Consider the following 22336-nt stretch of genomic DNA (forward strand, 5'->3'; position numbering starts at 1 on the left):
CATGACTGTGGTCGTGGTCGCCGCGGCGATCATCTCTGATGGCCGGGTGCTGGCCGCCCAGCGTGCCGAGCCGCCCGAGCTGGCCGGCGGCTGGGAGTTCCCCGGCGGCAAGGTCGATCCCGGCGAGAGCGACGTCGAGGCGCTGGTGCGCGAGTGCCGCGAGGAGCTCGGCGTCGAGATCGCGGTGGGGGAGCAGGTGGGCGGCGACTGGCCGCTGACCCGCGACTACGTGATGCGGGTGTACCTGTCGACGTTGTTGTCCGGGGTGCCCGTGCCCAAGGAGCACATGGCCCTGCGCTGGCTGGCGCCGCAGGAGTACTACGCGGTGCCGTGGCTCGCCGCCGACCTACCCGTCATGAAAGCTGTCGAAGACAGGGTTAGGATCCTCCCCTAAGTGACATAACCACTACTGGGTGTGATGTTTCGGGGGTAAAACGACATGCACCAGTGGGGACAGCAGGGGTGGGCCGTGGCCGGGGCGCTGATGCTCGGGGCCGTTTTCACCTCCAGCGCCGCCATGGCCGGTGACGACGCCGCGATGCGGCTCGCCGTCGACCGGATCGACGAGCCTTCGCCGGAGGGCGCGCAGTGGGTGCGCACCGGCGACGTGCTGCGCTTCCGTATCCGGCTGGAGGGCACGGCCCACGACACGAGGCTCGCGGTGGCCACCAATCCCGCTGCGGCGTTGTCGGGGGTGACGTGTGCCCCGGCGGCGGCCGCCGTCGCGACCCAGGAGGTGCGGCAGTCGTCGCCGGACGTGGTCCTGGGGAACTGGAGCCAGGTGCCGGTGACGCCGTCGCCCGAACCTCCGGCCGAGGTACGGCAGGCGGGCGCGGCCGGGGTGTGCACCCTGCGCGAGTCCGCGGGGGAGCGGGCGATGGACGTGCGGCTCACCGTGCCGGAGGGGGCGGACGTGGTCACCCTCGCGGCGGTGGCGCAGCGGCAGGGCGGCGAGGCCGAGCGGCCGGAGATGGTCACCAAGACCACGACGATGACCGTGGGGCGCGACGGGATGGAAGCTGCGGCGGACCCGCCCGCCGAGTTCGGTGGGCAGGTGCCCGAGCCGCCCTCCAGCGCTCAGGACCTCGGCGGGCAGACGAGCGGCGAGGCGAGCGGCGAGGCGAGCGGCGAGACGAGCGGGCAGGCGGACGACGGCCAGGATCTCGGGCAGGGTGCTCTCGGTCAGGCGGGCGAGCTCGGGGGCAGGCCCAGTGACCCCGGGGGCAGGCCCGGTGGCCTCGGCGGCCACCCGCGGGGCCTCGACCGGCCCGGTAAGGGCGCCCGAGACCTCGCCGCCGAGCCGCTCCAGGCGGCCCCCGGTGCCGCGGCCGCGGGCCCCGGCGTGGGCGTGAACCCGGCCACCTCTGGCCTGGCCGAGCCCTCCCGTGCCGAGGGTCTGTGGAACGACCCCGGCCTGAGGTTGCCGTTGGCCGCGCCGTCGGCGGGCGTGCCGATCCCGGCGCCGCAGATCCAGGCGGCCCCGCTGCCGCGCGAGGTGAACGTGGCGGGCAAGAACGCCGCGGAGGCGGCGCCGATCAGCTTCGCCGACGGCTGGACGGGCTGGCCCCTGGTGCTGGGCGGCGTCGTCGCCCTGTGGGCGGGCTGCGGGGCGATCTCGCGCCGCGAGCTGCTGCGGATTCGCCGCAGGACGCAAGCTGTATCGTAATTCGCACTTTACTGTTACTTTTACCCGGCTAGGATTCCCTTGACCTTGGATTCGGGTGTGCGGAGGGATACAGGTGGCGTCCAGGCGACTGACGGCCGCATCCGCGCTGCTCCTGGCCATGGGGTTGAGTGCGGCCGCAGCGACTCCGTTCATCGCGCAGGGAGCGAACGCGGCCGTGTTCCGGCTGGATCCCGGCATGGAGCCGCCGTGTAACGAGTCCGGGGTGTGCGAGAACCCCGAGGTGACCATCACGGTCACCACCACGCTCCCCACGCCGACGATCACGCCCACCGAGGTGACGGTGACCCAGACGGTCACCGCGAGCCCGAGCAAGAGCAAGTCGCCCAAGGCCAGCAAGACCCCGACGCCTCAGCCGCAGATCCAGCAGCCGACCCAGCCGCCCGCGCAGCAGCCGACGCAGGCGCCGATCGTGCCGACGACCTCCGAGGCGCCCGAGCCGGTGCTCCAGCTGCCTTCCGCGGAGCCCGAGACGCCGGCGCCGAGCACCAATGCGACCCCTTCCACGGTCAGCGACCAGGTCCAGCTCGAGGCGCGCAACGCCCAGCCGGAGTTCGACCAGACCGGGCTGACGCAGAAGCTGGCCATCCCGGCGCTCGTGCTGGTGCTGCTGGCCCTGTTCGCGGTGCTCATCTTCGAGGGACGGCTGCGCAAGATGGCGCACGCCGCGGCCGTACGGAAGGCGGGACCGCAGCCGCAGCCGGGCGACGGTTATCCGGCTGGGCCCGGCTTCACCGGTCCCTACCAGGGCAATCCGGGCATGGCCTACGCGCCGATCATCAGCCTCGTGCCGGTGCAGACCTACCCGACGGTGCACATGCCGTACGGCCCGTACGGTCCCCAGGGCGGCTACCCCGACCCGGCCGCCTACGGCCACCAGGGGTACCAGGACCCGGGCCTGCACCAGCCGCAGCCGGCTCCCGCGTACTACGAGCCCGTGCCCGAGCCGCACTACGAGCCGGAGCCGTACTACGAGCCCGAGCCGGTGGCCGAGTACCGCGACCCGTTCGAGCCCGCGGTGCCGGCGCACGACATCCCGCCGGGCGGCGACGCCCCCTACGACGACCGGCACGCGGCGGCCTCCGCGGCCGAGCACGGTGATGGGCTGCCGTGGGACGACTCCGACGACAGCACCATCACCTACCAGGTCCCCGATCGCACTATCGAGGAACCCCGCCCCGGACACGACCGCTAGCGGCGGCCAGCAGCGCGATCGCGGGCACCACGACCCCGGCCGCGGTGACCAGCACGGCACGGATGCCGAACCGCTCGGCGATCAGCCCCAGCGGCGGGCCGCCGACGACCTGGCCGCCCGAGTCGACCTGGCTGAACAGCGAGTAGACCGTGGCCCTGGTGGCCGACTCGGTCTGGACGGCCAGCCAGCCGCCCATCAGCGGCCCGGTGGCGGCCCGCAGCAGCGTGATGACCACCGCGACACCCGCCGCCTGCCAGAACGCCCCCGTCATCGCCAGAACCACGGTCGCGACCGCGTACCCGGCCCGCAGCAGCGCGACCGCGCGCAGCACCCGGTCGGGTGAGGCATCGCGCATCCGCCGCCTGATCACCTCGGTGACGGCGATGGCTCCCAGCGAACCGCACACGGCGATCGCGCCGAACCACACAGGGCCCGGCAGGCCCAGTTCGATGAGGAAGGGCTGCGTGAGCCGGTCGAGGCCCTCACTGGCGAAGGCGGTGCAGAGCGTGGCGCCGAGCACCAGCAGCAGGGCGCGGTCGCGGCGCACGGACGAGGCGGCGGTGCGGGTGTGGCCGGCCATGGAGCGCCACGCGTCGCGCATGGCCGCTCCCGCCTGCCGTACTGGGGGAGTGAAGCCGTCCTCCTTCATGACGGCGATCAGCAGGAGCCCGAGCGCGATCCAGACGCAGGCGGCGGCCACGATCGGCACGTTCAGGCCGAACGCGGCCAGGCCCACGGCGGCGCCGATGCCGGCGACGGAGGCCGCCTGGGCGACCTGGCCGCCCCTGAGCATCACCTCGCCGGCGGCCTCCGGGCCGACCTCGTCGGCGAGCCAGGCTTCCTGGGCGCCGTCGACGAAGGTGAAGCCGATGCCCCAGACGATGTTGGCGACGATGATGGCGGCGAAGGCGGGCACCAGGCCCTCGATCATGATGCCGGCGCCGAAGAGCAGATACCCGACGATCACCGACAGCCGCCGCGAACGCAGGTCGGCGAGGACTCCGGTGGGGATCTGGGCGAGGAAGCACACCGTCTCGAGGACGGTGCCGACCAGGATCATCTGCAGCGGGCTGAGCCCGGCCACGGTCGCCTGGTAGACGAGGTTGAGGGTGAAGGCGGTGCTTCCCGCGAAAGCGGTGGCGCCGCAGATGAGGAGGTAGAGCGGACGAGCATGCAAGGAAAGGCTCCAGGGGTCGGGAAGGGACCCTCCGGCGCCTTTTAGGACATGGACACCACGACGCCAGAGGAGTGAACGGCGGCGGGTGTTGCCCTCACTGGCGTCTCCTCTCGACATGCGTGCGCCTGCCGACCCATGATCGATCCCTGGGTACGGCAGGCGCAAGGGGTTTTCTAGCTGCTGCTCCGCTTGAAGATCTTGTTGCCCAGCCAGACCAGCGGGTCGTACTTGCGGTCGACCACGCGCTCCTTCATCGGGATGAGCGCGTTGTCGGTGATCTTGATGTGCTCGGGGCACACCTCGGTGCAGCACTTGGTGATGTTGCAGTAGCCCAGGCCGTGGTCCTCCTGGGCCGAGACCTGGCGGTCGGCCACGTCGTAGGGGTGCATGTCGAGCTCGGCGATCCGCATGAGGAAACGCGGCCCTGAGAAGGCGGCCTTGTTCTCCTCGTGGTCACGGATGACGTGGCAGACGTTGTTGCACATGAAGCACTCGATGCACTTGCGGAACTCCTGCGAGCGCTCGACGTCGACCTGCTTCATGCGGTACTCGCCCGGCCGCACGTCCTTCGGCGGGGTGAAGGACGGCACCTCGCGGGCCTTCTGGTAGTTGAACGAGACGTCGCAGACCAGGTCCTTGATCACCGGGAAGGTCCGCATCGGCGTGACCGTGATGACCTCTTCCTCGGTGAAGGTGGACATGCGGGTCATGCAGCCCAGCCGCGGCTTGCCGTTGATCTCCATCGAGCAGGAGCCGCACTTGCCAGCCTTGCAGTTCCAGCGCACGGCCAGGTCGGGCGCCTGCGTCGCCTGGAGTCGGTGGATGATGTCGAGGACGACCTCGCCCTCGTTGACCTCGACGGTGAAGTCTTCGAGCTTGCCTTCGCCGCCCTCACCGCGCCAGACGCGGAACTTCGCCTTGTAGCTCATCGATCCATCTCTTCCTCGGTGAGGTACTTCTTCAGCTCTCCCCGGTCGAACAGGTCGAACAGGTCCTGGCGCATCTCGGGCTGCGCCTGCTCCACGACGGTGACGCCGGAGCCGTCGGTCGTGGAGCAGACCAGCAGCTTGCGCCGCCAGTCGGCGGCCATGACCGGGAAGTCGTCGCGGGTGTGGCCGCCGCGCGACTCCTCGCGCAGCAGGGCCGCCTTGGCCACGCACTCGGAGACCAGCAGCATGTTGCGCAGGTCGAGGGCCAGGTGCCAGCCGGGGTTGTAGATCCGGTTTCCTGCCGCTCCGACCAGCTGCACCCGCTCCTTGAGCTTCTCGATGACCTCGAGGGCCTCCGAGATCTCGCCGGCCTTGCGGATGATGCCCACCAGGTCGTTCATCGAACGCTGGAGCTCCTGGTGCACCTCGTAGGGGTTCTCGCCGGTGCGCTCCAGGGGAGCCAGCGCCTCCTTGCGGGCGCTCTCGACCGACGCCTCGCTCACCTTCGGGCGCACCTTGAGCCCGTTGATGTAGTCGGAGGCGCCCAGGCCCGCCCTGCGGCCGAAGACCAGCAGGTCGGAGAGGGAGTTGCCGCCGAGCCTGTTGGAGCCGTGCATGCCGCCCGACACCTCGCCGGCGGCGAACAGGCCGGGGACGGCCGCCGCGCCGGTGTCGGCGTCGACCTCCACGCCGCCCATGATGTAGTGGCACGTCGGGCCGACCTGCATGGGCTCGGTCGTGATGTCGACGTCGGCCAGCTCCTTGAACTGGTGGTGCATCGACGGCAGGCGCCGCTTGATCTCCTCGGCGGGCAGCCGGGTGGACACGTCGAGGAAGACGCCGCCCTGGGGTGATCCGCGTCCCGCCTTCACCTCGGAGTTGATGGCGCGGGCGACCTCGTCACGCGGCAGCAGCTCCGGAGGGCGGCGGTTGTTGGCCTGGTCGGTGTACCAGCGGTCGGCCTCCTCCTCGGAGGTGGCGTACTTGTCCTTGAAGACCTCGGGGATGTAGTCGAACATGAAGCGCTTGCCTTCGGAGTTGCGCAGCACGCCGCCGTCGCCTCGGACGGACTCGGTGACCAGGATGCCGCGCACCGACGGGGGCCAGACCATGCCCGTGGGATGGAACTGGATGAACTCCATGTTGATCAGCTTCGCGCCGGCCAGCAGGGCCAGGGCGTGGCCGTCACCGGTGTACTCCCAGGAGTTGGAGGTGACGACGTAGGACTTGCCGATGCCGCCGGTGGCCAGCACGACCGTGGGGGCGTCGAAGACGATCAGGTTGCCGGTCTCGCGCCAGTAGCCGAACGCGCCGGAGATGGCGTCGCCGTCCTTCAGCAGCCGGGTGACCGTGCACTCGGCGAAGACCTTGATGTAGGCCTCGTAGTCGCCGTGCGTCTCGTAGTCTTCCTGCTGGAGCGCGACGACACGCTGCTGCAGCGTGCGGATCAGCTCCAGGCCGGTGCGGTCGCCGACGTGCGCCAGGCGGGGGTACTCATGGCCGCCGAAGTTGCGCTGCGAGATCTTGCCGTCCTTGGTGCGGTCGAACAGCGCGCCCCAGGCCTCCAGCTCCCAGACCCGGTCGGGCGCCTCCTTGGCGTGCAGCTCGGCCATGCGCCAGTTGTTGAGGAACTTGCCTCCGCGCATGGTGTCGCGGAAGTGCACCATCCAGTTGTCGTCGGAGTTGACGTTGCCCATGGCCGCGGCGGCGCCGCCCTCGGCCATGACCGTGTGCGCCTTGCCGAAGAGCGACTTGCAGACGATCGCGGTGCGCTTGCCCTGCTGCCGGGCCTCGATGGCGGCCCGGAGTCCTGCTCCGCCGGCGCCGATGACGACGACGTCGTAGTCGTGACGTTCGATTTCCACTGCAGACAGTCCTTAGGCGAACGAGAAGGAGATGACCCCCATGGCGACCAGCCGGACGTAGAAGTCGGCGATCATCACGGAGAACATGGAGGCCCAGGCGAACGGCTGGTGCTTGGCGTTGAGCTTGGAGACCAGCTGCCACATCTTGTAGCGCACCGGGTGCCGGGAGAAGTGGTTGAGTCGGCCGCCGGTGATGCTGCGGCAGGAGTGGCAGCCCAGCGTGTAGCACCAGATCAGCACCGCGTTGGCGAGCAGGATGTAGGTGCCCAGGCCCGCGGGCTTGTGGATCAGCGCCAGGATCGCGTCGTAGGTGAGGATCGCGCCGACCGCGATGGCCGCGTAGAAGAAGTAGCGGTGGAGGTTCTGCAGGATCAGCGGGAAGCGGGTCTCGCCCGTGTACTTCCCGTGCGGCTCCTGCACCGCGCAGGCCGCCGGGGACAGCCAGAAGGAGCGGTAGTAGCTCTTGCGGTAGTAGTAGCAGGTGAAGCGGAACCCGGCGGGGAAGGCCAGGATCAACAGGGCGGGCGGCAGGGCGTACCAATCGCCGAACGGGGCGAACCCCAGGAACCTCGCTCCCTCAGGGCACGACTCCGCAAGGCAGGGCGAGCTGAAGGGCGCGATGTAGGGATCGACGAAGTAGTCGTTGTTGAAAATCGCCCAGAAGCTGTAAACCAGGAATGAGGCAAGCCCCAGGAAGGTCAACAGCGGCTGAAGCCACCAGCGATCCGTGCGGAGAGTGCGCACCGTGACCTGGGCACGCTGTCTACGGACCGGACTCTCTGGCGTCGTTTGGGTCATCACAGACCTCTCCACCAAGTGTTGGCGCGTCTATCGGTGGGGATACGTTACGCCTGACTACCCCGGTCAGTGTGAGAACAGTCACGCCACAATTCCCAAGACCCTGTGTGATTGTCGTCACTCTGGAGAGCCTCGCGGCACAAGTTTGTAACGATCTAGAAACTTGCCGAAATCCGTGGTTTTCTTGCTGAAAGTGCGACTCATCCCAATGGAGTCACCATGCGCCGTCACGCACTGGTCCTCGGTCTCACGTTGCTCTTAGCCGCCTGTGGCGGCCAGCCCGCCCAGCAGGCGGATCCCGCTCCCAGCTCCTCCGCGGCCGCTCCCTCCGCCTCAGGCCAGGCCACCACGATCGTCGAGCCCACGGAGGGCCCGATCAAACGAGCCGCCGCCGACCTCGTCATCTGGGCCGACGACACCAGAAGCCCGATCGTCCTGAAGATCGCCGAGCGGTTCGCCGCGGAAAAGGGTGTCAAGGTCGCCGTCCAGCAGCTGGAGTTCGGCGACATCCGTGACAACCTCGTCACCCAGGGCCCGGCAGGTGAGGGCCCCGACGTGATCATCGGAGCCCACGACTGGCTCGGCAAGCTCGTCACCAACGGCGCGGTGGCTCCCCTGGAACTCGGCGACAAGCTCGGGCAGTTCAAGGACGTGGCCGTCAAGGCCTTCAGCTACGACGGGCAGGTGTACGGCCTGCCGTACGCCATCGAGAACATCGCGCTCTTCCGCAACACCGACCTCGCGCCCGAGGCGCCCAAGACCTTCGACGAGCTGCTCAGGGTCGGCCAGGACCTCGTGAAGGCCAAGAAGGCGGAGCTCCCGATCGCGCTGCAGGTCGGCCCGGAAGGCGACCCGTACCACTTCTATCCGCTGGCCACCTCCTTCGGCAGCGGCATCTTCGGCGTCAAGCCCGACGGCGGCTACGACCCGGCCCAGCTGCTCATCGACAACGACGGCGGGCTCGCCTTCGCCAAGGCGCTCGACCGCTGGCGCAAGGCCAAGGCGCTGTCGGCCGACATCACCTACGACATCGCCAAGGAGGCGTTCAACACCGGCAAGGCGCCCTTCCAGATCACCGGGCCGTGGAACACCGACGACGCGGTCAAGGCGGGCATCAAACTGGCCGTCGACCCGATCCCGCCGGCGGGCGGCCAGGCCGCTGCGCCGTTCGTCGGCGTGCAGGGCTTCATGATCTCGGCCAACGCCAAGAACAAGCTGGTCGCCAACGACTTCGTCCTGAACTACCTGGGCACGCCCGAGGTCAGCAAGGAGCTCTACGACACCGGCAAGCGGCCCCCGGCCATGACCGCGGTCTACGGCCAGGTCAAGGGCGACCCGATCATCGCCGGCTTCGCCGCCGTGGGCGACATCGGCCAGCCGCTGCCCAGCATCCCGGCGATGGACGCGGTGTGGACGGAGTACGGCCACGCCGAGCGCGACATCCTGCTGGGCAAGGGCGACCCGGCCAAGCTGATGCAGCAGGCGGCCGCCAAGATCCGCGCCAAGATCAGTGAATGATCTGCGATCGCTGGGGGCGAAGCTGCTCCTGGTGGGCGTGGTCAACGCGCTGGCCGTCTACGGCCTCGTGGCCACCTACGCGGTGCGCGACTGGGGGATCTTCGTGGTCCTCCTGGTCGCCACCGCGGCGGTCGACTACGTCTACTTCGGCCGCCGCACCCTGGCCACGCGCTACCTGCTGCCCGGGATGCTCTTCCTGGTGGTCTTCCAGATCTACGTCGTGGTCTACACGGCCTACGCCGGGTTCACCAACGTGGGAGACGGACACAACCTGACCCGCGAGCAGGCGCTGAGCCACATCCTCGCGGTGTCGGAGAAACGGGTGCCAGGCAGCCCGCCGTACAGGGTCCAGGTCCTGGCCGGGCCGGACGGCCGGCTGCACCTGCTGGCCACCGACCCGCGAGGAACGACGACCCTCGACGGCGAGCCGGTCGCCGGGGCGCCCGCCGATCACCGGGTGCTGCAGCTGCGCGACCTGGTCAGCCGGCAGCAGGAGGTGCTGGCCCTGCGCGTGCCCGTGGAGGGCGGGTCCATCCGCACCGAGGACGGCTCGACCGGCTACATCGCCCGGCCGACCCTGCGCTACGCCGGCGGGCAGCTGACCGACGCCACCACCGGGACCGTCTACCGGGCCACGGAGCGCGGGTTCTTCGAATCGGACGACGGCAGGGCGCTGACGCCCGGCTGGCGGGAGTTCGTCGGGTTCGACAACTACGTCAGGGCCTTCAGCGACGAGCGGCTGCGGGCTCCGCTGCTGTCGGTCTTCGCCTGGACCTTCGCCTTCGCCCTGCTGTCGGTGCTGACCACCTTCCTCCTGGGGCTGGTGCTGGCGCTGGCGCTGAACAAGGAGGGGCTGAGAGGGCGAGGGGTCTACCGGTCGCTGCTGGTGCTTCCCTACGCCGTGCCGTCGTTCCTGTCGGCGCTGGTCTGGACGGGCATGCTCAACCAGAGCTTCGGCTTCATCAACCAGGGGCTGCTCGGCGGCGCCGACGTCCCATGGCTCAACGACCCCACACTCGCCAAGGTCAGCGTGCTGCTGGTCAACCTGTGGCTCGGCTTCCCGTACATGTTCCTGATCTGCACCGGGGCGTTGCAGGCCATCCCCGGCGAGGTGGTCGAGGCGGCCCGCATCGACGGGGCGGGCGCCTGGCAGCTGTTCCGCCGGGTGACGCTGCCGCTGCTGCTGGTCTCGACAGGTCCGCTGCTGGTGGCGTCGTTCGCGTTCAACTTCAACAACTTCACGGTCATCTACTTCGTCACCGGCGGCGGGCCGAACGTGCCGGAGGCGCCGATCACGCTGGGCAGCACCGACCTGCTGATCTCGATGGTCTACAAGGTCGCCTTCGGCGGCGCGGGGCGCGAATGGGGCTTCGCGTGCGCCATGTCGACGATCATCTTCCTCATCGTCGCCGCGATCTCGGCGGCGTCGTTCCGGCGGACCAGAGCGCTGGAGGAGACCTACGCATGACCAGGTGGTTCAGGGACTTCGGATGGCGGCACGTGGTCGGGTTCGCGGCGCTGGTGTTCGCCCTCTTCCCGCTCGTCTTCGTGATCAGCGCCTCGCTCAACCCGCGCGGCACCCTGACCGCCTCCGTCCGGCTGTTCGCCGACGCCTCGCTCGACAACTACCGGGCGCTGGGCGACATCCCCTACACGTTCTGGTTCGTCAACACCCTGTGGATCGCGGGCGCCACCGCCGTCGCCACCGTGCTGCTGGCGGCGAGCGGCGCCTACGCGTTCTCGCGGTTCCGCTTCCGCGGGCGCAGGCTGGGCATGCTCGGGCTGCTGCTGGTGCAGATGTTCCCGCAGATCCTGGCCGCCGTGGCGATCTTCCTGCTGATGGCGCAGATCAAGGGGGCGCTGCCCGGCATCGGGCTGGGCACGCAGTGGGGCCTCGTCATGGTCTACCTGGGCGGGGCGATGGGGGTGAACATCTTCCTCATCAAGGGCTTCTTCGACTCGATCCCGCGCGAGCTGGACGACGCGGCCAAGGTCGACGGGGCCTCCCACGCTCGGGTGTTCTTCACGATCATCCTGCGGCTCGGGGCGCCGGTGCTGGCGGTCATCGCGTTGTTGTCGTTCATCGCGACGGTCAACGAGTTCATGATCGCCAGCATCATGTTGCAGGATCCGGAGCGTAAGACGCTCGCGGTCGGGTTGTACGGGCTGGTGTCTGAGCAGCTCTCGGCCAACTGGGGGGCCTTCTCGGCAGGGGCGCTGCTGGGGGCGCTTCCCAGCGTGCTGCTGTTCAGGTTCCTGCAGAGGTACATCGTTTCCGGGCTGCTACGGGGATCGGTGAAGGGATAGAACTCCCGGCGGGAGATTCCGCGAATATCCAGATGTGCGGCCATTCTTCCGAAAACACCGTGACGCCCCGCCCATCGACGCCCGCAGCACCGACGCGGAACTGATCGAAGCGGTGGCGGCGGAGCGCGTGGAGGCGCTGAGACTCCTCCACGAACGCTACGCGCCCTGGCTGCGAGCCCGCCTGTCCCGCAGGTGCGCGGACGAGGACCTGGTCGACGACGCCATCCAGGACACCTTCCTGGCGGTGTGGCGCGACGCCCGCCGCTTCCGCGCGGAACGCGGCGCCGCCCAGGCCTGGATCTGGACCATCGCGATCCGCCGGCTCGTCTCCGCCCTGCGGCGCCGCCGCCTGCCCGCGCTGACCTACGAGGAACCGATCACCGCATCGGCCGAGGACGCCGTCCTGCTCGGCATCGAGCACGGCGACCTCGGCACGGCACTGGCCAGGCTCACCCCGGAGCTGCGGTCCGCACTCCAGGCGACCGTGCTCGCCGCCAGGGATCGCCTGTCGTCAGGGATCGCCCGCTCTCAGGGGCCGGTCGCCCTCAGAGCCCCTCGATCCACTTCCCAACCTCCGAGGCGATCTCCGCGGGCCGATCCTCGGTGGCATGGTGCCCAGCGGCCCCCACATGCACCGTCTCCAGCGCCGCGATGTTCGCCCCACACCACTCCGCCAGCTCCGGCGTGATCATCAACGTCGGCGACGCCTCGAAGGTCAGCAACAACTTCGGAACCGTCTCCGACCCCGCCAGCCACTCCCCATACGCGTCCACCCGGGCCGCCACATCCGCCGGCTCCCCGTCGAGCGGAATCGACCGAGCCCACCGCAACAACGGCCGCCGGCTCTCCGGCGTCGGGTACGGCGCCAGGTAGGCCGCCTTCTCCTCCTCGCTGACCGGCGTCAGCACCCCGCCGGTGTAAGCGGTATCAACCAGGAAGTTCCCCCCGAGCACCAGCTCCTCGCCCTGCTCGGAGCGGATCAACTCCCCGCGCTTGCGAGGCGCCTCGCCCAGCTGGCTCCACGACATCCCTCGCACGATGGCCTCGAAGAACGCCACCCCGCGCACCCTCCCCGGATGCCGCGCCGCCCAGTCGAACGCCAGCGCCCCGCCCCAGTCATGACCCACCAGGATCACCTCGTCCAGCCCCAGCGCGTCGAACCAGGCGTCGAGGTAGCGGCTGTGGTCATCGAAGGTGTAGGCGATCTCCGGCTTGCCCGAGCGTCCCATCCCGATCAGATCGGGAGCCAGCAACCTCCGGCCCGGGATGCGGGGGAGCACCTTGCGCCAGGTGTGCGAGGAGGACGGGTTGCCGTGCAGGAACACCACCGGCGTGCCACCCGCGCCGTGGTCCTCGTAGTAGATCGTCGAATCGAGCACCCTGATCGAAGGCATGTCACGGCCCTTTCCTTAGTGGTTAGTTACACTAACGTTTACAGCACTAACGACCGTACATCGTTAGTCCCACTAACGCAACCGCTAGACTCGCTACCCGTGAACCACCTCGGCGACAGCCCCGCCACACCCGCCCGCCTGCGCCAGCTGCCCAGCCGGCTGCTCGACATCGCCGCAGCCCACGCCGACCGCCTCGTCACAGCGGGCCTGGGGGCAGAGGGCGCGCGGAAGTGGCACGACGCCGTCCTCGTCGCCCTGACCGACGGCGGCCCCGCCAGCCAAGCCGCGCTCAGCGATCGGACGGGGATCCACCGCAGCGACCTCGTGGAACGCGCGCCGGACTCGGCCGACCGGCGGCGCAACGTGGTCACGGTGACAGGCACCGGGCGGCGGTGGCTGGAGCGGTTGGAGGGGATTCTGGAGCGGCTGCAGGGGGAGGTGCTGACACTGCTGCCGGAGGAGGAGCGCCGCGTGCTGGTGGGGTTGCTTGGGCGAGTGGCGGAGCATTGCCGGGGCTAATGTTCCGGTGGTGACCCGGATTAGCCACAACCAGCTAGAGGCCCCGGCGATGACCTAGGGCGCCCATCCCCCGACACGGGCGTTCGGGCCTTCACCTCGCCCTTGCTCGCCAAAGCCCGGTCCAGGCCTATTCTGAGCGCTCAACTCAGGCCCCCAGGCCCGAAGAGTGTGCCGGGGGCTCATTGTGAGCATTCGCTCACGGAGGGCGCCCTTTGTCGGTACGGTCGCCGACATGCGTGTCGGGATCTACGTAGACGGATACAACCTCTACTACGGCGCTCGCGGCCTGTGCGGTCGCGGCACGCCTGGCTGGCGCTGGCTGGACCTGCGAGCGCTGGCAGCCGATCTCATCGGTCGAATGGTCGGTTGGCCAGGCGCGCAGGTGCACCGGGTCGTCTACTGCACTGCTCGCATCGATGGGGCTGACAACCCCGGCGGGCAACGTGACCAAAGCATCTATCTCAACGCCCTGCTGGCCGGTGGAAGCGTTGACCACATCGAGTTCGGCTACTACGTCTCGCGTGTGAAGCATGCGCCTCTGGCTGTCAGAGACCGTGCGGGGCGGCCGGTGATCGCGCGTTCCGCCTGGCCCGTGCAAGTCTGTACTTCGTCCGGGGCCTCCGTGGCGGACGCGAGTTTCATGGTCTCCTATGCCTATCGTGAGGAGAAGGGCTCTGACGTCAATGTGGCGTCGCATCTCCTGCTCGACGTCTTTGCCGGTGCGATCGACGCCGCAGTGGTCGTCTCCAACGACAGCGACCTTCGCTTCCCCATCGAGCAAACGCGGCAACGGGTCCCGGTCGGACTGGTTAATCCGAGTCGCAACTATTTGGCGGGCGCACTACGCGGACAGCCCTCTGATGGCGTGGGCCGGCACTGGTGGTATCAATTGTCGGCGGCTGACTTGGCGAAATGTCAGCTTCCGGTGACTGTCGGCGCGTACACACGGCCTCCGGGCTGGTGATGTGGAATCGGAAGCCTGCGGCGGGGACCGAATCTGCTAGTCTGAACGCACATACCACCCGGCTCCTTGTGGGCCGGGTTTTCTTATGCCCAGCGCACGTCGTCGCGCGATAGGCAGCCGCAAGATGTTCTTGAGGTGCAGCCCGCTCAACCAGGGCACACGAATCCACGCGGGGTGAACGATCCAGGAATCTCGCGGCCCTACCACGGCAACGACCGGGGGCCCGGGGGCCGGAAGGCCACCGGCAGGGGGTCTTGGGGGGCTGGGCCCCCCAATGAGGGGAGCCCGAGCTCGACCAGCGCCGAAGGCGCACGACCGGCGAGGCCATTGCCGTGAGGGAGGGCAATGCGGTATGGGGAGGGGAATGCTGGGAGTTACGGGTTGCTCGGGAGCTTGACCACGGTGACGAAGAAGTCGTCGATCTGCCGCACCACCCGAATGAACTGCGAGAAATCCACCGGCTTCGTCACGTACGCATTCGCGTGCAGCTGATAGCTGCGCAGAATGTCCTCCTCCGCCTCCGACGTCGTCAGCACGACCACCGGGATGGTTCGCAGCGAGGCGTCGGCCTTGATCTCCCTGAGCACCTCGTGCCCGTCCTTGCGCGGAAGGTTGAGGTCGAGCAGGATCAGGTCCGGCCGCGGTACTCCGGCGTAGGGTTCGTCCTGGCGCAGGAACGACATGGCCTGCTCGCCGTCGCCCACCACGTGCAGCCGGTTCTGCACCTTGTTGAGCTCGAACGCCTCCTGGGTGAGCAGCACGTCTCCGGCGTCGTCCTCGACGAGGAGCACCTCGATGGCATGCATGTCAGGCATCGTCCGCTCCTCGCAGCGTCCAGCGTACGGTGGTGCCGGGGGAGGCCGAGGTGTCCACCCAGATGGTGCCGCCGTGATTTTCGACGATCTTACGGCAGAGCGCGAGGCCGATGCCCGTGCCCGGGTAGGCCTCTCGCGGGTGCAGCCGCTGGAAGATGATGAAGATGCGCTCGGCGTACTTGGCGTCGATGCCGATGCCGTTGTCGGCGCAGGAGAACTCCCAGGTGCCGTCGTCGTTGTGGCGGGCGCCGATGTGGACGGCGGGGGTGGCGTCGGTGCGGAACTTGAGCGCGTTGCCGATGAGGTTCTGGAAGAGCTGCGTGAGGTGGGTACGGTTGCCGCGCACCTTGGGCATCGGGTCGTGGCTGATGACGGCGTCGGTGTGGTCGATCTGGGCTTCGAGGTTGTGCAAGGCGGCGCGGAGGGGGACGGCGCTGTCGAGGGTGGCGATCTCGCCGCCCATGCGGCCGACGCGGGAGAAGTCGAGCAGGTCGTTGATGAGCAGTTGCATGCGCTTGGCGCCGTCGACGGTGAAGGTGATGTACTGCTTGGCTCGTTCGTCGAGTTGCTCGCCGTACCTCTGTTCGAGCAGCTGGGTGAAGCTGGCGACCTTTCGTAGTGGTTCCTGGAGGTCGTGGCTGGCCACGTAGGCGAACTGCTCCAGGTCGCTGTTGGAGCGGCGTAGTTCGGTGGCCTGGTCCTCCGACAGCTGCAGTTGCTGGACGATCTCGCGGCGCATGCCGTCGATGTGGCCGGAGAGGGTTTCGAGCTCGGCGGGCCGGTCGACGTGGATCGTGCGGTCGAAGTCGCCTTTGGCCACGCCGTCGACCTGGCGGGCCAGCTCGGAGATGGGGCGGACGACGAAGTTGCGCACGATGAGGCCGAGGACGACGAGCAGGGCGATGATGACGGCGAGGACCACGCCGATGGCGAGGTAGACCTCGCGGGCACGTTCCTCGATGGTGATCTTGGCGGCGGCGTGCCGCTGTTCGAGGGTGTTGCGTTCGCGGCTCATGGCGTCGCGGGCGGTGGTCATGAGTCCGGAGCCGACGCGGGCCAGGTCGGTGTTGGGCGGGGTGCCGGCGAGCATCTTCTCGGCGTACGCGGTGCGCCAGGCCTGCGCCGTGCGGGCGATCTCCTGTAGTTCTGCGCGGTCTCCTGGCACCAGCCGGTTCAGTTCGCGCAGGGCCAGTTCCTCGGCGATCACGGCGCGCTGGTAGTTGGCGGCGAACTGCGGGTCTTTGGTGAGGCCGAAGCTGCGGGCCGAGCCTTCCTGTGTCGACAGGGCGAGGGTGAGGTCGAGGGTGCGCATGGTGGCCGGGTCGATGACGTCGATGATGTCGCTGCGTGCGTCGTCGAGCTGGTGCAGGCTGTTCAGTGTCGCCGCGGTGCCGGCGACGAGGACGAGGGCGCCGACGATGCTCGCGTAGAGGAACCAGCGACCCACGGGCAGGGTGCGCAGCCGGTCGGTCATGATCATCCCTTCCGGGAGACCAGGACGGCGGCCACGTCGTCGTTGATCTCGGTGACCCCCTGGATGATCCGGTCGAGGTCGATCTGGCCGTGCTCTTTGATGATCTTGATGAGTCCTTCGGTGCCCAGCAGGTCGCTGCCGTCGCCGACGGTGGCCTCGATGAGCCCGTCGGTGTAGACGAGCAGCGACCAGTCCTCGCCGAGCCGGACGTCGATGGGGGTCCACTCGATGCCGGAGAAGATGCCCAGCGGCGGCCCCGAGGGGGCGGCGGAGACCGAGATCGGGTCGCCGTCGCCGCACAGCAGCAGGGGAGGGGGGTGGCCGACGACGTACATGCGTGCCTGGCACTGGTCGGGGGAGATCGTCACGGTGCAGAGCGTCGTGAAGATCTCAGGAGACTTGCGCTCCGTTTTCAAGAGCGTGTCCATGACCGTGAGCAGGGTGTTGTCGCTCTGGCCCGCGAGCACGAGGGTGCGCCAGGCGATGCGCAGGGCGACGCCGAGCGCGGCCTCGTCGGGTCCGTGCCCGCACACGTCGCCCACGACCATGTGGACCGCGCCGTCGGCGGTCTCGACCGTGTCGAAGAAGTCGCCCGCGAGCAGCGCGCGCTCGCGGCCGGGGCGGTAGCGCGAGGTGTGTTCGAGCGTCGTGGTGCGCAGGATCGGGTTGGGCAGCAGGCCGCGTTCGAGGCGCGCGTTCTCCTTGGCGGTCAGCTGCGCCTGGACCAGGTTGATCTGGGCGATGTCGGCGCGCTTGCGTTCCATGGAGTAGCGCACGGCGCGGGCCAGCAGCCGGGCGTCGACGTCCTGTTTGACCAGGTAGTCCTGGGCGCCCGCCTGCACGGCGGCCACCCCCATGTGCACGTCGCGGGTGCCGGTCAGCACCAGCACGGCCGCGTGCGGCGCCATTCTCAGCACCTCTTCGAGGGCCTCCAGGCCGTGGGCGTCAGGCAGCGACAGGTCGACGAGCACGCAGTGGATGTCGGAGGTCAGCCGCGCGCGGCTCTCCTCGAGGCTGCGCACCCAGATCAGCTTGGGCGGCACCTCGGCCTGCTGCAGCAGCTCTTCCACGAGGAAGGCGTCTCCGGCATCGTCTTCGATGAGCAGGAGAGTGAGCGGCACATCCAGGGTCTGTGTCATCGACACTCATTTTGCGATGAGCTCGAGCCCCTGCGGAAGAGTGCTCTCGTGTGAGGCTTCCGCGAGGAAGAACAGGAGGGTGTCACGGAAGGCCCGCGCGGCCCTGGTGGGCTCGACGTCCTTGCGGTGGGCCAGGGCGATCGTACGGCGGAGCCCGGGTGGTGCCAGCGGGGTGCCGGCCAGCCCTGGGCGGCCGTCGAGCACCATGGACGGAACCACGGCGACCCCCAATCCCGATTCGACGAAACGCAGCACGGCGTCCATCTCGCCGCCCTCAACAGCGTACCGGGGTTCGAACCCGGCCTGGCGGCAGGCGCTGAGCGTCGCCTCGCGCAGGTCGTACCCGCGCCGGAACATGACGAGCGGGGTGCCGCGCAGGTCCTCGATCCTCAGGTACGGCTTGCGCGGAGCCTGGGAGGAGGGCGTGGCGACGACCAGGTTCTCGCGCAGGATCTCCTCGGTGACGAGGGCGGGGTCGTCGCTCTGCAGGGGCATGATGATCAACGCCAGGTCGAGCTGGCCCCGGGCGAGTGTGCGGACCAGGTCGCGGGAGCCGCCCTCCTCGACGAGGAGCTCGATGCCGGGGTAGGTCAGGTGGAAGCGCGCCAGCGCGTCGGCCAGGAGCCCGGCGCACAGGCTGGGTGTGGCGCCGAGCCGTACCCTGCCTCTGCGCAGCCCGGCCAGTTCGGCCACCTCGCGCCTGGCGGTGTCGGCGTCGGCGAGCATGCGCCTGGCCAGGGGGAGCAGGGCCTCGCCCGCGGGGGTGAGGGTGACATTGCCGCGGGCGCGGGAGAACAGGGGGGCGCCGAGGTCGTCTTCGAGTGCCTTGATCTGCTTGCTGAGCGATGGCTGGGCGACGCGCATACGTTCCGCGGCTTGGGTGAAATGTCGGGTTTCTGCCACTGCTACGAAGTAAGCGAGCTGCTGTAGCTGCATGTGAGATTAGTCGCATTCACCGGGGCGGCTTCCTTATGCCTGCCGTACAAACAACGCATCATAGCCTATGGCTATCGAAACGAGAGATGTGATGACTTGGACGGATCATTGCTGGATATCTAGCCTTCGAAAACGTGACAGCCACGATAGAGCGCGGTTCCGCCACCGCCCCGGTGACCCCCGCCACCCCGCCGCCCACTCCCGTGCGCAAGCCGGGCAAGAAGCCCACGTCGTTCCTGGGGTCCTCGAACGGCAAGAAGGTCGTCATGGCCGTCACGGGCGCGATCATGGTCAGCTTCCTGGTGCTGCACATGCTCGGGAACCTGAAGATCTTCGCCGGCCGCGAGTCCTTCAACGAGTACGCGCACTGGCTGCGCACGCTCCTTGAGCCGTTCGTGCCGTACCGCACGGTGCTGACGCTGCTGGAGATCGGCCTGGTCGCCGCGGTCGTGCTGCACATGTGGGCCGCGATCTCGCTGGCCCGCCGCGCTCACAAGGCCCGCCCGGTCAAGTACGTCGCCAAGAAGTCGCAGGCCACCGGCTACGCGACGCACATCATGCGCTGGGGCGGCGTCACCATCGTGATCTTCCTGGTCTGGCACCTGCTCGACCTGACCTTCGGTGTGGTCAACCCGAAGGGCTTCGACTCACTCCCCGCCGACCGCATGATCGCCGGGTTCGACCCCACACGCTGGTGGGTAACCCTCTTCTATGTCGTGGCGGTCGTCATGGTCGGCCTCCACCTGCGACACGGCCTCTGGAGCATGTTCCAGACCCTCGGCTGGGCGGCCAAGCGCTACCAGGTGCTGAAGCCCGCCGCCGCGCTGCTGTCCGCGGTGCTCGTCGTGGGCTTCCTCGCGCCGCCGCTCGCCATCATGATCGGAATCGTCAAGTGATCGACTACACCGAAGGCTCCGCGATCCGCGACACGAAGGCTCCCGAGGGGCCGATCGAGGAGCGGTGGGACACGCGCAAGTTCAAGGCCCGCCTGGTCAACCCGGCCAACAAGCGCAAGCTCAACGTCATCGTGGTCGGCACCGGCCTGGCCGGAGGCTCGGCCGCCGCGACCCTGGGCGAGCTGGGCTACAACGTCAAGTCCTTCTGCTACCAGGACTCGCCCAGGCGCGCGCACTCCATCGCCGCGCAGGGCGGCATCAACGCGGCCAAGAACTACCGCGGCGACGGCGACTCGATCTACCGGCTGTTCTACGACACGGTCAAGGGCGGCGACTTCCGCGCCCGCGAGTCGAACGTCTACCGCCTGGCCCAGGTCTCGGTGAACATCATCGACCAGGCCGTGGCGCAGGGCGTGCCGTTCGCACGTGAGTACGGCGGCCTGCTCGACACCCGCTCCTTCGGCGGCGCCCAGGTCTCGCGGACCTTCTACGCGCGCGGCCAGACGGGCCAGCAGTTGCTGCTGGGCGCCTACCAGGCGCTGGAGCGGCAGATCGCGGCCGGGACCGTGGAGATGTTCACCCGGCACGAGATGCTGGAGCTGATCATGTTCGACGGCCGGGCACGCGGCATCATCGTGCGCGACATGGTCACCGGGGAGATCGAGCGTCACCTGGCCGACGCGGTCGTGCTGGCGACCGGCGGCTACGGCAACGTCTTCTTCCTGTCGACCAACGCCAAGGGCTGCAACACCACGGCGATCTGGCGGGCGCACGAGAAGGGCGCCTACTTCGCCAACCCCTGCTACACGCAGATTCACCCCACCTGCATCCCGGTCTCCGGCGAGTACCAGTCGAAGCTGACCCTGATGTCGGAGTCGCTGCGCAACGACGGACGGGTGTGGGTGCCCCTCGCCAAGGGCGACACCCGGGCCCCCGGCGACATCCCGGAGGAGGAGCGCGACTACTACCTGGAGCGCATCTACCCCTCCTTCGGCAACCTGGTCCCGCGTGACATCGCCTCCCGCGCCGCAAAGAACGTCTGCGACGAGGGCCGCGGCGTCGGCCCCGGCGGGCTCGGCGTCTACCTGGACTTCGCCGACGCGATCAAGCGCCTCGGGCGCGACGCCGTCGAGAAGAAGTACGGCAACCTCTTCGAGATGTACGAGCGCATCACCGGCGAGAACCCCTACGACGTGCCGATGCGCATCTACCCGGCCGTGCACTACACGATGGGCGGGCTGTGGGTCGACTACGACCTGCAGTCGTCGATCCCCGGCCTGTTCGTGATCGGCGAGGCCAACTTCTCCGACCACGGCGCCAACCGCCTCGGCGCCTCGGCGCTGATGCAGGGCCTGGCCGACGGCTACTTCGTCCTGCCGACCACGCTGGGCGACTACCTGGCGGACGGTCCCTTCGGCGAGGTCGACGACCAGGTCGTGGCCGAGGCCGAGATCGCCGTCCGCAAGAAGATCGACCGGCTCCTGTCGGTCAACGGCGAGCGCACGCCCGACTCCTTCCACCGGGAGCTGGGCAAGATCATGTGGGACTACTGCGGCATGGAGCGCACCGACGAGTCGCTGCGCAAGGCACTGGAGCTCATCCCCTCGCTGCGCGAGGAGTTCTGGCGCAACGTCAAGGTGTCCGGCACCGCCGAGGAGCTCAACCAGGTGCTGGAGAAGGCCGGCCGCGTCGCCGACTTCTTCGACCTGGCCGAGCTGATGTGCCTGGATGCCCTGGTGCGCACCGAGTCGTGCGGCGGCCACTTCCGTGCCGAGTCGCAGGACGCCGACGGTGAGGCGCTGCGCGACGACGAGAACTTCGCCTACGTCGCCGCCTGGGAGCGCACCCCCGACGGGCCGGTGCTGCACAAGGAAGCGCTCGAGTACGACTACGTCAAGATGAGCCAGCGGAGCTACAAGTGAACCTGACACTCAACGTCTGGCGCCAGAAGGGCCCCGAGGACGCCGGCCGGATGGTGAAGTACAAGGTCAAGGACGTCTCCCCTGACATGTCCTTCCTGGAGATGCTCGACGTCCTCAACGAGCGCCTCATCCTCGACGGCGACGACCCGATCGCCTTCGACCACGACTGCCGCGAGGGCATCTGCGGCATGTGCGGCATGGTCATCAACGGCGTCGCCCACGGCGAGCAGGTGGCCACCACCACCTGCCAGTTGCACATGCGCCACTTCGAGGACGGCGCCACGATCACCATCGAGCCGTGGCGCGCGGCCCCCTTCCCGGTCGTCAAGGACCTGGTCGTGGACCGCTCGGCCTTCGACCGCATCATCCAGGCGGGCGGCTTCATCTCCGTGCCCGCGGGCTCGGCCCCCGACGCCCACTCGGTGCCGGTGCGCAAGGACGACGCCGACGCGGCGTTCGACGCGGCCACCTGCATCGGCTGCGGCGCCTGCGTCGCGGCGTGCCCGAACGGCTCGGCCTCGCTGTTCACCGCCGCCAAGATCACCCACCTGTCGCTGCTGCCCCAGGGTCAGCCGGAGCGCCTGTCGCGCGCCAAGGCGATGGTGGAGCAGATGGACGCCGAGGGCTTCGGCGGATGCACGAACACCGGGGAGTGCACAGCGGTCTGCCCGAAGGGCATCCCGCTGGACACGATCGCCAAGATGAACGCGGACTTCCTCAAGGCCAACTAGCCGTCTTTTCCGCGAAAGCCGCATCTCCCCTTTCGGGGGGTGCGGCTTTCGCCGTTTTTCTAGGATGGGGATG

General features: G+C 68.8%; 20 protein-coding genes and 1 pseudogene. 12 read left to right on the forward strand and 9 right to left on the reverse strand.

The annotated features are described in order from the left end of the window. The first annotated feature begins 1 nt into the window (after position 1). The 3 genes from HNR30_RS35320 to HNR30_RS35330 all read left to right on the forward strand — a co-directional run bounded on the left by HNR30_RS35320 (position 2) and on the right by HNR30_RS35330 (position 2879). The gene (locus HNR30_RS35320) at positions 2-394 is read left to right on the forward strand and encodes a (deoxy)nucleoside triphosphate pyrophosphohydrolase (protein ID WP_181614434.1); all 393 of its coding nucleotides are present in this window, start codon (positions 2-4) and stop codon (positions 392-394) included. 45 nt (positions 395-439) lie between these two features. Continuing rightward, positions 440-1666, forward strand: a complete 1227-nt coding sequence (locus HNR30_RS35325) for a hypothetical protein (protein ID WP_181614435.1) — start codon at positions 440-442, stop codon at positions 1664-1666. Positions 1667-1739: 73 nt separating this feature from the next. Beyond that, positions 1740-2879 (forward strand): hypothetical protein, encoded by a 1140-nt coding sequence (locus HNR30_RS35330; RefSeq protein ID WP_181614436.1) that lies wholly within the window; start codon positions 1740-1742, stop codon positions 2877-2879. Here the strand turns inward: HNR30_RS35330 and HNR30_RS35335 are convergent. The 4 genes from HNR30_RS35335 to sdhC form a co-directional block, all read right to left on the reverse strand. Next, entirely contained in the window at positions 2845-4056 is a 1212-nt protein-coding gene (locus HNR30_RS35335) for an MFS transporter (protein WP_181614437.1), read from the reverse strand. The genes HNR30_RS35330 and HNR30_RS35335 overlap by 35 nt on opposite strands. A 173-nt stretch (positions 4057-4229) precedes the next feature. Next, complete coding sequence (locus HNR30_RS35340; RefSeq protein WP_181614438.1) at positions 4230-4985, reverse strand: succinate dehydrogenase/fumarate reductase iron-sulfur subunit; 756 nt, start codon at positions 4983-4985, stop codon at positions 4230-4232. Then, entirely contained in the window at positions 4982-6850 is a 1869-nt protein-coding gene (locus HNR30_RS35345; protein ID WP_181614439.1) for a fumarate reductase/succinate dehydrogenase flavoprotein subunit, read from the reverse strand. Before HNR30_RS35345 ends, HNR30_RS35340 begins: the two co-directional genes overlap by 4 nt. Before the next feature lie 12 nt (positions 6851-6862). Continuing rightward, positions 6863-7648, reverse strand: coding sequence for a succinate dehydrogenase subunit SdhC (gene sdhC / locus HNR30_RS35350; protein WP_181614440.1), 786 nt, complete (start codon positions 7646-7648; stop codon positions 6863-6865). Between the two features lie 219 nt (positions 7649-7867). On the opposite strand from sdhC, the gene HNR30_RS35355 reads away from it, so the two are divergent. The 4 genes and pseudogenes from HNR30_RS35355 to HNR30_RS50690 form a co-directional block, all read left to right on the forward strand. After that, positions 7868-9166 (forward strand): sugar ABC transporter substrate-binding protein, encoded by a 1299-nt coding sequence (locus HNR30_RS35355; RefSeq protein WP_181614441.1) that lies wholly within the window; start codon positions 7868-7870, stop codon positions 9164-9166. Beyond that, on the forward strand, positions 9159-10634 hold the full coding sequence (locus HNR30_RS35360; protein WP_181614442.1) for an ABC transporter permease subunit: 1476 nt from the start codon (positions 9159-9161) through the stop codon (positions 10632-10634). Before HNR30_RS35355 ends, HNR30_RS35360 begins: the two co-directional genes overlap by 8 nt. Further along, on the forward strand, positions 10631-11473 hold the full coding sequence (locus HNR30_RS35365; RefSeq protein ID WP_181614443.1) for a sugar ABC transporter permease: 843 nt from the start codon (positions 10631-10633) through the stop codon (positions 11471-11473). Before HNR30_RS35360 ends, HNR30_RS35365 begins: the two co-directional genes overlap by 4 nt. 127 nt (positions 11474-11600) lie before the next feature. Further along, positions 11601-11810: pseudogene (locus HNR30_RS50690) on the forward strand (RNA polymerase sigma factor); the annotation flags it as partial. A 208-nt stretch (positions 11811-12018) separates the two neighbouring features. Here HNR30_RS50690 and HNR30_RS35375 read toward each other — a convergent pair. Continuing rightward, positions 12019-12867: a haloalkane dehalogenase gene (locus HNR30_RS35375; protein WP_181614444.1), complete on the reverse strand. Its 849-nt coding sequence runs from the start codon at positions 12865-12867 to the stop codon at positions 12019-12021. Positions 12868-12966: 99 nt separating this feature from the next. Here HNR30_RS35375 and HNR30_RS35380 point away from each other — a divergent pair, with 99 nt between their 5' ends. Next, complete coding sequence (locus tag HNR30_RS35380; RefSeq protein ID WP_181614445.1) at positions 12967-13386, forward strand: MarR family winged helix-turn-helix transcriptional regulator; 420 nt, start codon at positions 12967-12969, stop codon at positions 13384-13386. A 232-nt stretch (positions 13387-13618) separates the two neighbouring features. Beyond that, positions 13619-14350, forward strand: a complete 732-nt coding sequence (locus HNR30_RS35385) for an NYN domain-containing protein (RefSeq protein ID WP_181614446.1) — start codon at positions 13619-13621, stop codon at positions 14348-14350. A gap of 374 nt (positions 14351-14724) precedes the next feature. Here the strand turns inward: HNR30_RS35385 and HNR30_RS35390 are convergent, their stop codons facing one another. From HNR30_RS35390 to HNR30_RS35405, 4 genes are read right to left on the reverse strand one after another with little or no spacing between them, the layout of a single operon-like run. Then, positions 14725-15165, reverse strand: coding sequence for a response regulator (locus HNR30_RS35390; RefSeq protein ID WP_181614447.1), 441 nt, complete (start codon positions 15163-15165; stop codon positions 14725-14727). Then, on the reverse strand, positions 15158-16639 hold the full coding sequence (locus tag HNR30_RS35395; RefSeq protein ID WP_181614448.1) for a sensor histidine kinase: 1482 nt from the start codon (positions 16637-16639) through the stop codon (positions 15158-15160). The genes HNR30_RS35390 and HNR30_RS35395 overlap by 8 nt, the downstream gene beginning before the upstream one ends. A gap of 2 nt (positions 16640-16641) precedes the next feature. Next, on the reverse strand, positions 16642-17778 hold the full coding sequence (locus HNR30_RS35400; protein WP_181614449.1) for a PP2C family protein-serine/threonine phosphatase: 1137 nt from the start codon (positions 17776-17778) through the stop codon (positions 16642-16644). Positions 17779-17784: 6 nt separating this feature from the next. Next, positions 17785-18714: a LysR family transcriptional regulator gene (locus tag HNR30_RS35405; RefSeq protein ID WP_181614450.1), complete on the reverse strand. Its 930-nt coding sequence runs from the start codon at positions 18712-18714 to the stop codon at positions 17785-17787. A 134-nt stretch (positions 18715-18848) separates the two neighbouring features. Between HNR30_RS35405 and HNR30_RS35410 the strand changes: the two genes are divergently transcribed. The 3 genes from HNR30_RS35410 to HNR30_RS35420 are packed head-to-tail and all read left to right on the forward strand — an operon-like array spanning position 18849 to position 22263. After that, the gene (locus HNR30_RS35410) at positions 18849-19610 is read left to right on the forward strand and encodes a succinate dehydrogenase cytochrome b subunit (RefSeq protein ID WP_181614451.1); all 762 of its coding nucleotides are present in this window, start codon (positions 18849-18851) and stop codon (positions 19608-19610) included. Further along, positions 19610-21532, forward strand: coding sequence for a fumarate reductase/succinate dehydrogenase flavoprotein subunit (locus tag HNR30_RS35415; protein WP_181614640.1), 1923 nt, complete (start codon positions 19610-19612; stop codon positions 21530-21532). The genes HNR30_RS35410 and HNR30_RS35415 overlap by 1 nt, the downstream gene beginning before the upstream one ends. Then, entirely contained in the window at positions 21529-22263 is a 735-nt protein-coding gene (locus tag HNR30_RS35420; protein WP_181614452.1) for a succinate dehydrogenase/fumarate reductase iron-sulfur subunit, read from the forward strand. The genes HNR30_RS35415 and HNR30_RS35420 overlap by 4 nt, the downstream gene beginning before the upstream one ends. Positions 22264-22336: the final 73 nt, after the last annotated feature.

It is taken from the genome of Nonomuraea soli (assembly GCF_013761175.1).
In the GTDB taxonomy this organism is placed as follows: Bacteria; Actinomycetota; Actinomycetes; order Streptosporangiales; family Streptosporangiaceae; genus Nonomuraea; species Nonomuraea soli.

Excerpts from the sequence above, each read along its gene's own strand:
- HNR30_RS35320 (WP_181614434.1), top strand. The coding sequence starts at position 2 with ATGACTGTGGTCGTGGTCGCCGCGGCGATCATCTCTGATGGCCGGGTG.
- HNR30_RS35325 (WP_181614435.1), top strand. The coding sequence starts at position 440 with ATGCACCAGTGGGGACAGCAGGGGTGGGCCGTGGCCGGGGCGCTGATG.
- HNR30_RS35340 (WP_181614438.1), bottom strand. The coding sequence starts at position 4,985 with ATGAGCTACAAGGCGAAGTTCCGCGTCTGGCGCGGTGAGGGCGGCGAA.
- sdhC (WP_181614440.1), bottom strand. The coding sequence starts at position 7,648 with ATGACCCAAACGACGCCAGAGAGTCCGGTCCGTAGACAGCGTGCCCAG.
- HNR30_RS35355 (WP_181614441.1), top strand. The coding sequence starts at position 7,868 with ATGCGCCGTCACGCACTGGTCCTCGGTCTCACGTTGCTCTTAGCCGCC.
- HNR30_RS35365 (WP_181614443.1), top strand. The coding sequence starts at position 10,631 with ATGACCAGGTGGTTCAGGGACTTCGGATGGCGGCACGTGGTCGGGTTC.
- HNR30_RS35375 (WP_181614444.1), bottom strand. The coding sequence starts at position 12,867 with ATGCCTTCGATCAGGGTGCTCGATTCGACGATCTACTACGAGGACCAC.
- HNR30_RS35385 (WP_181614446.1), top strand. The coding sequence starts at position 13,619 with ATGCGTGTCGGGATCTACGTAGACGGATACAACCTCTACTACGGCGCT.
- HNR30_RS35390 (WP_181614447.1), bottom strand. The coding sequence starts at position 15,165 with ATGCCTGACATGCATGCCATCGAGGTGCTCCTCGTCGAGGACGACGCC.
- HNR30_RS35395 (WP_181614448.1), bottom strand. The coding sequence starts at position 16,639 with ATGACCGACCGGCTGCGCACCCTGCCCGTGGGTCGCTGGTTCCTCTAC.
- HNR30_RS35400 (WP_181614449.1), bottom strand. The coding sequence starts at position 17,778 with ATGACACAGACCCTGGATGTGCCGCTCACTCTCCTGCTCATCGAAGAC.
- HNR30_RS35405 (WP_181614450.1), bottom strand. The coding sequence starts at position 18,714 with ATGCAGCTACAGCAGCTCGCTTACTTCGTAGCAGTGGCAGAAACCCGA.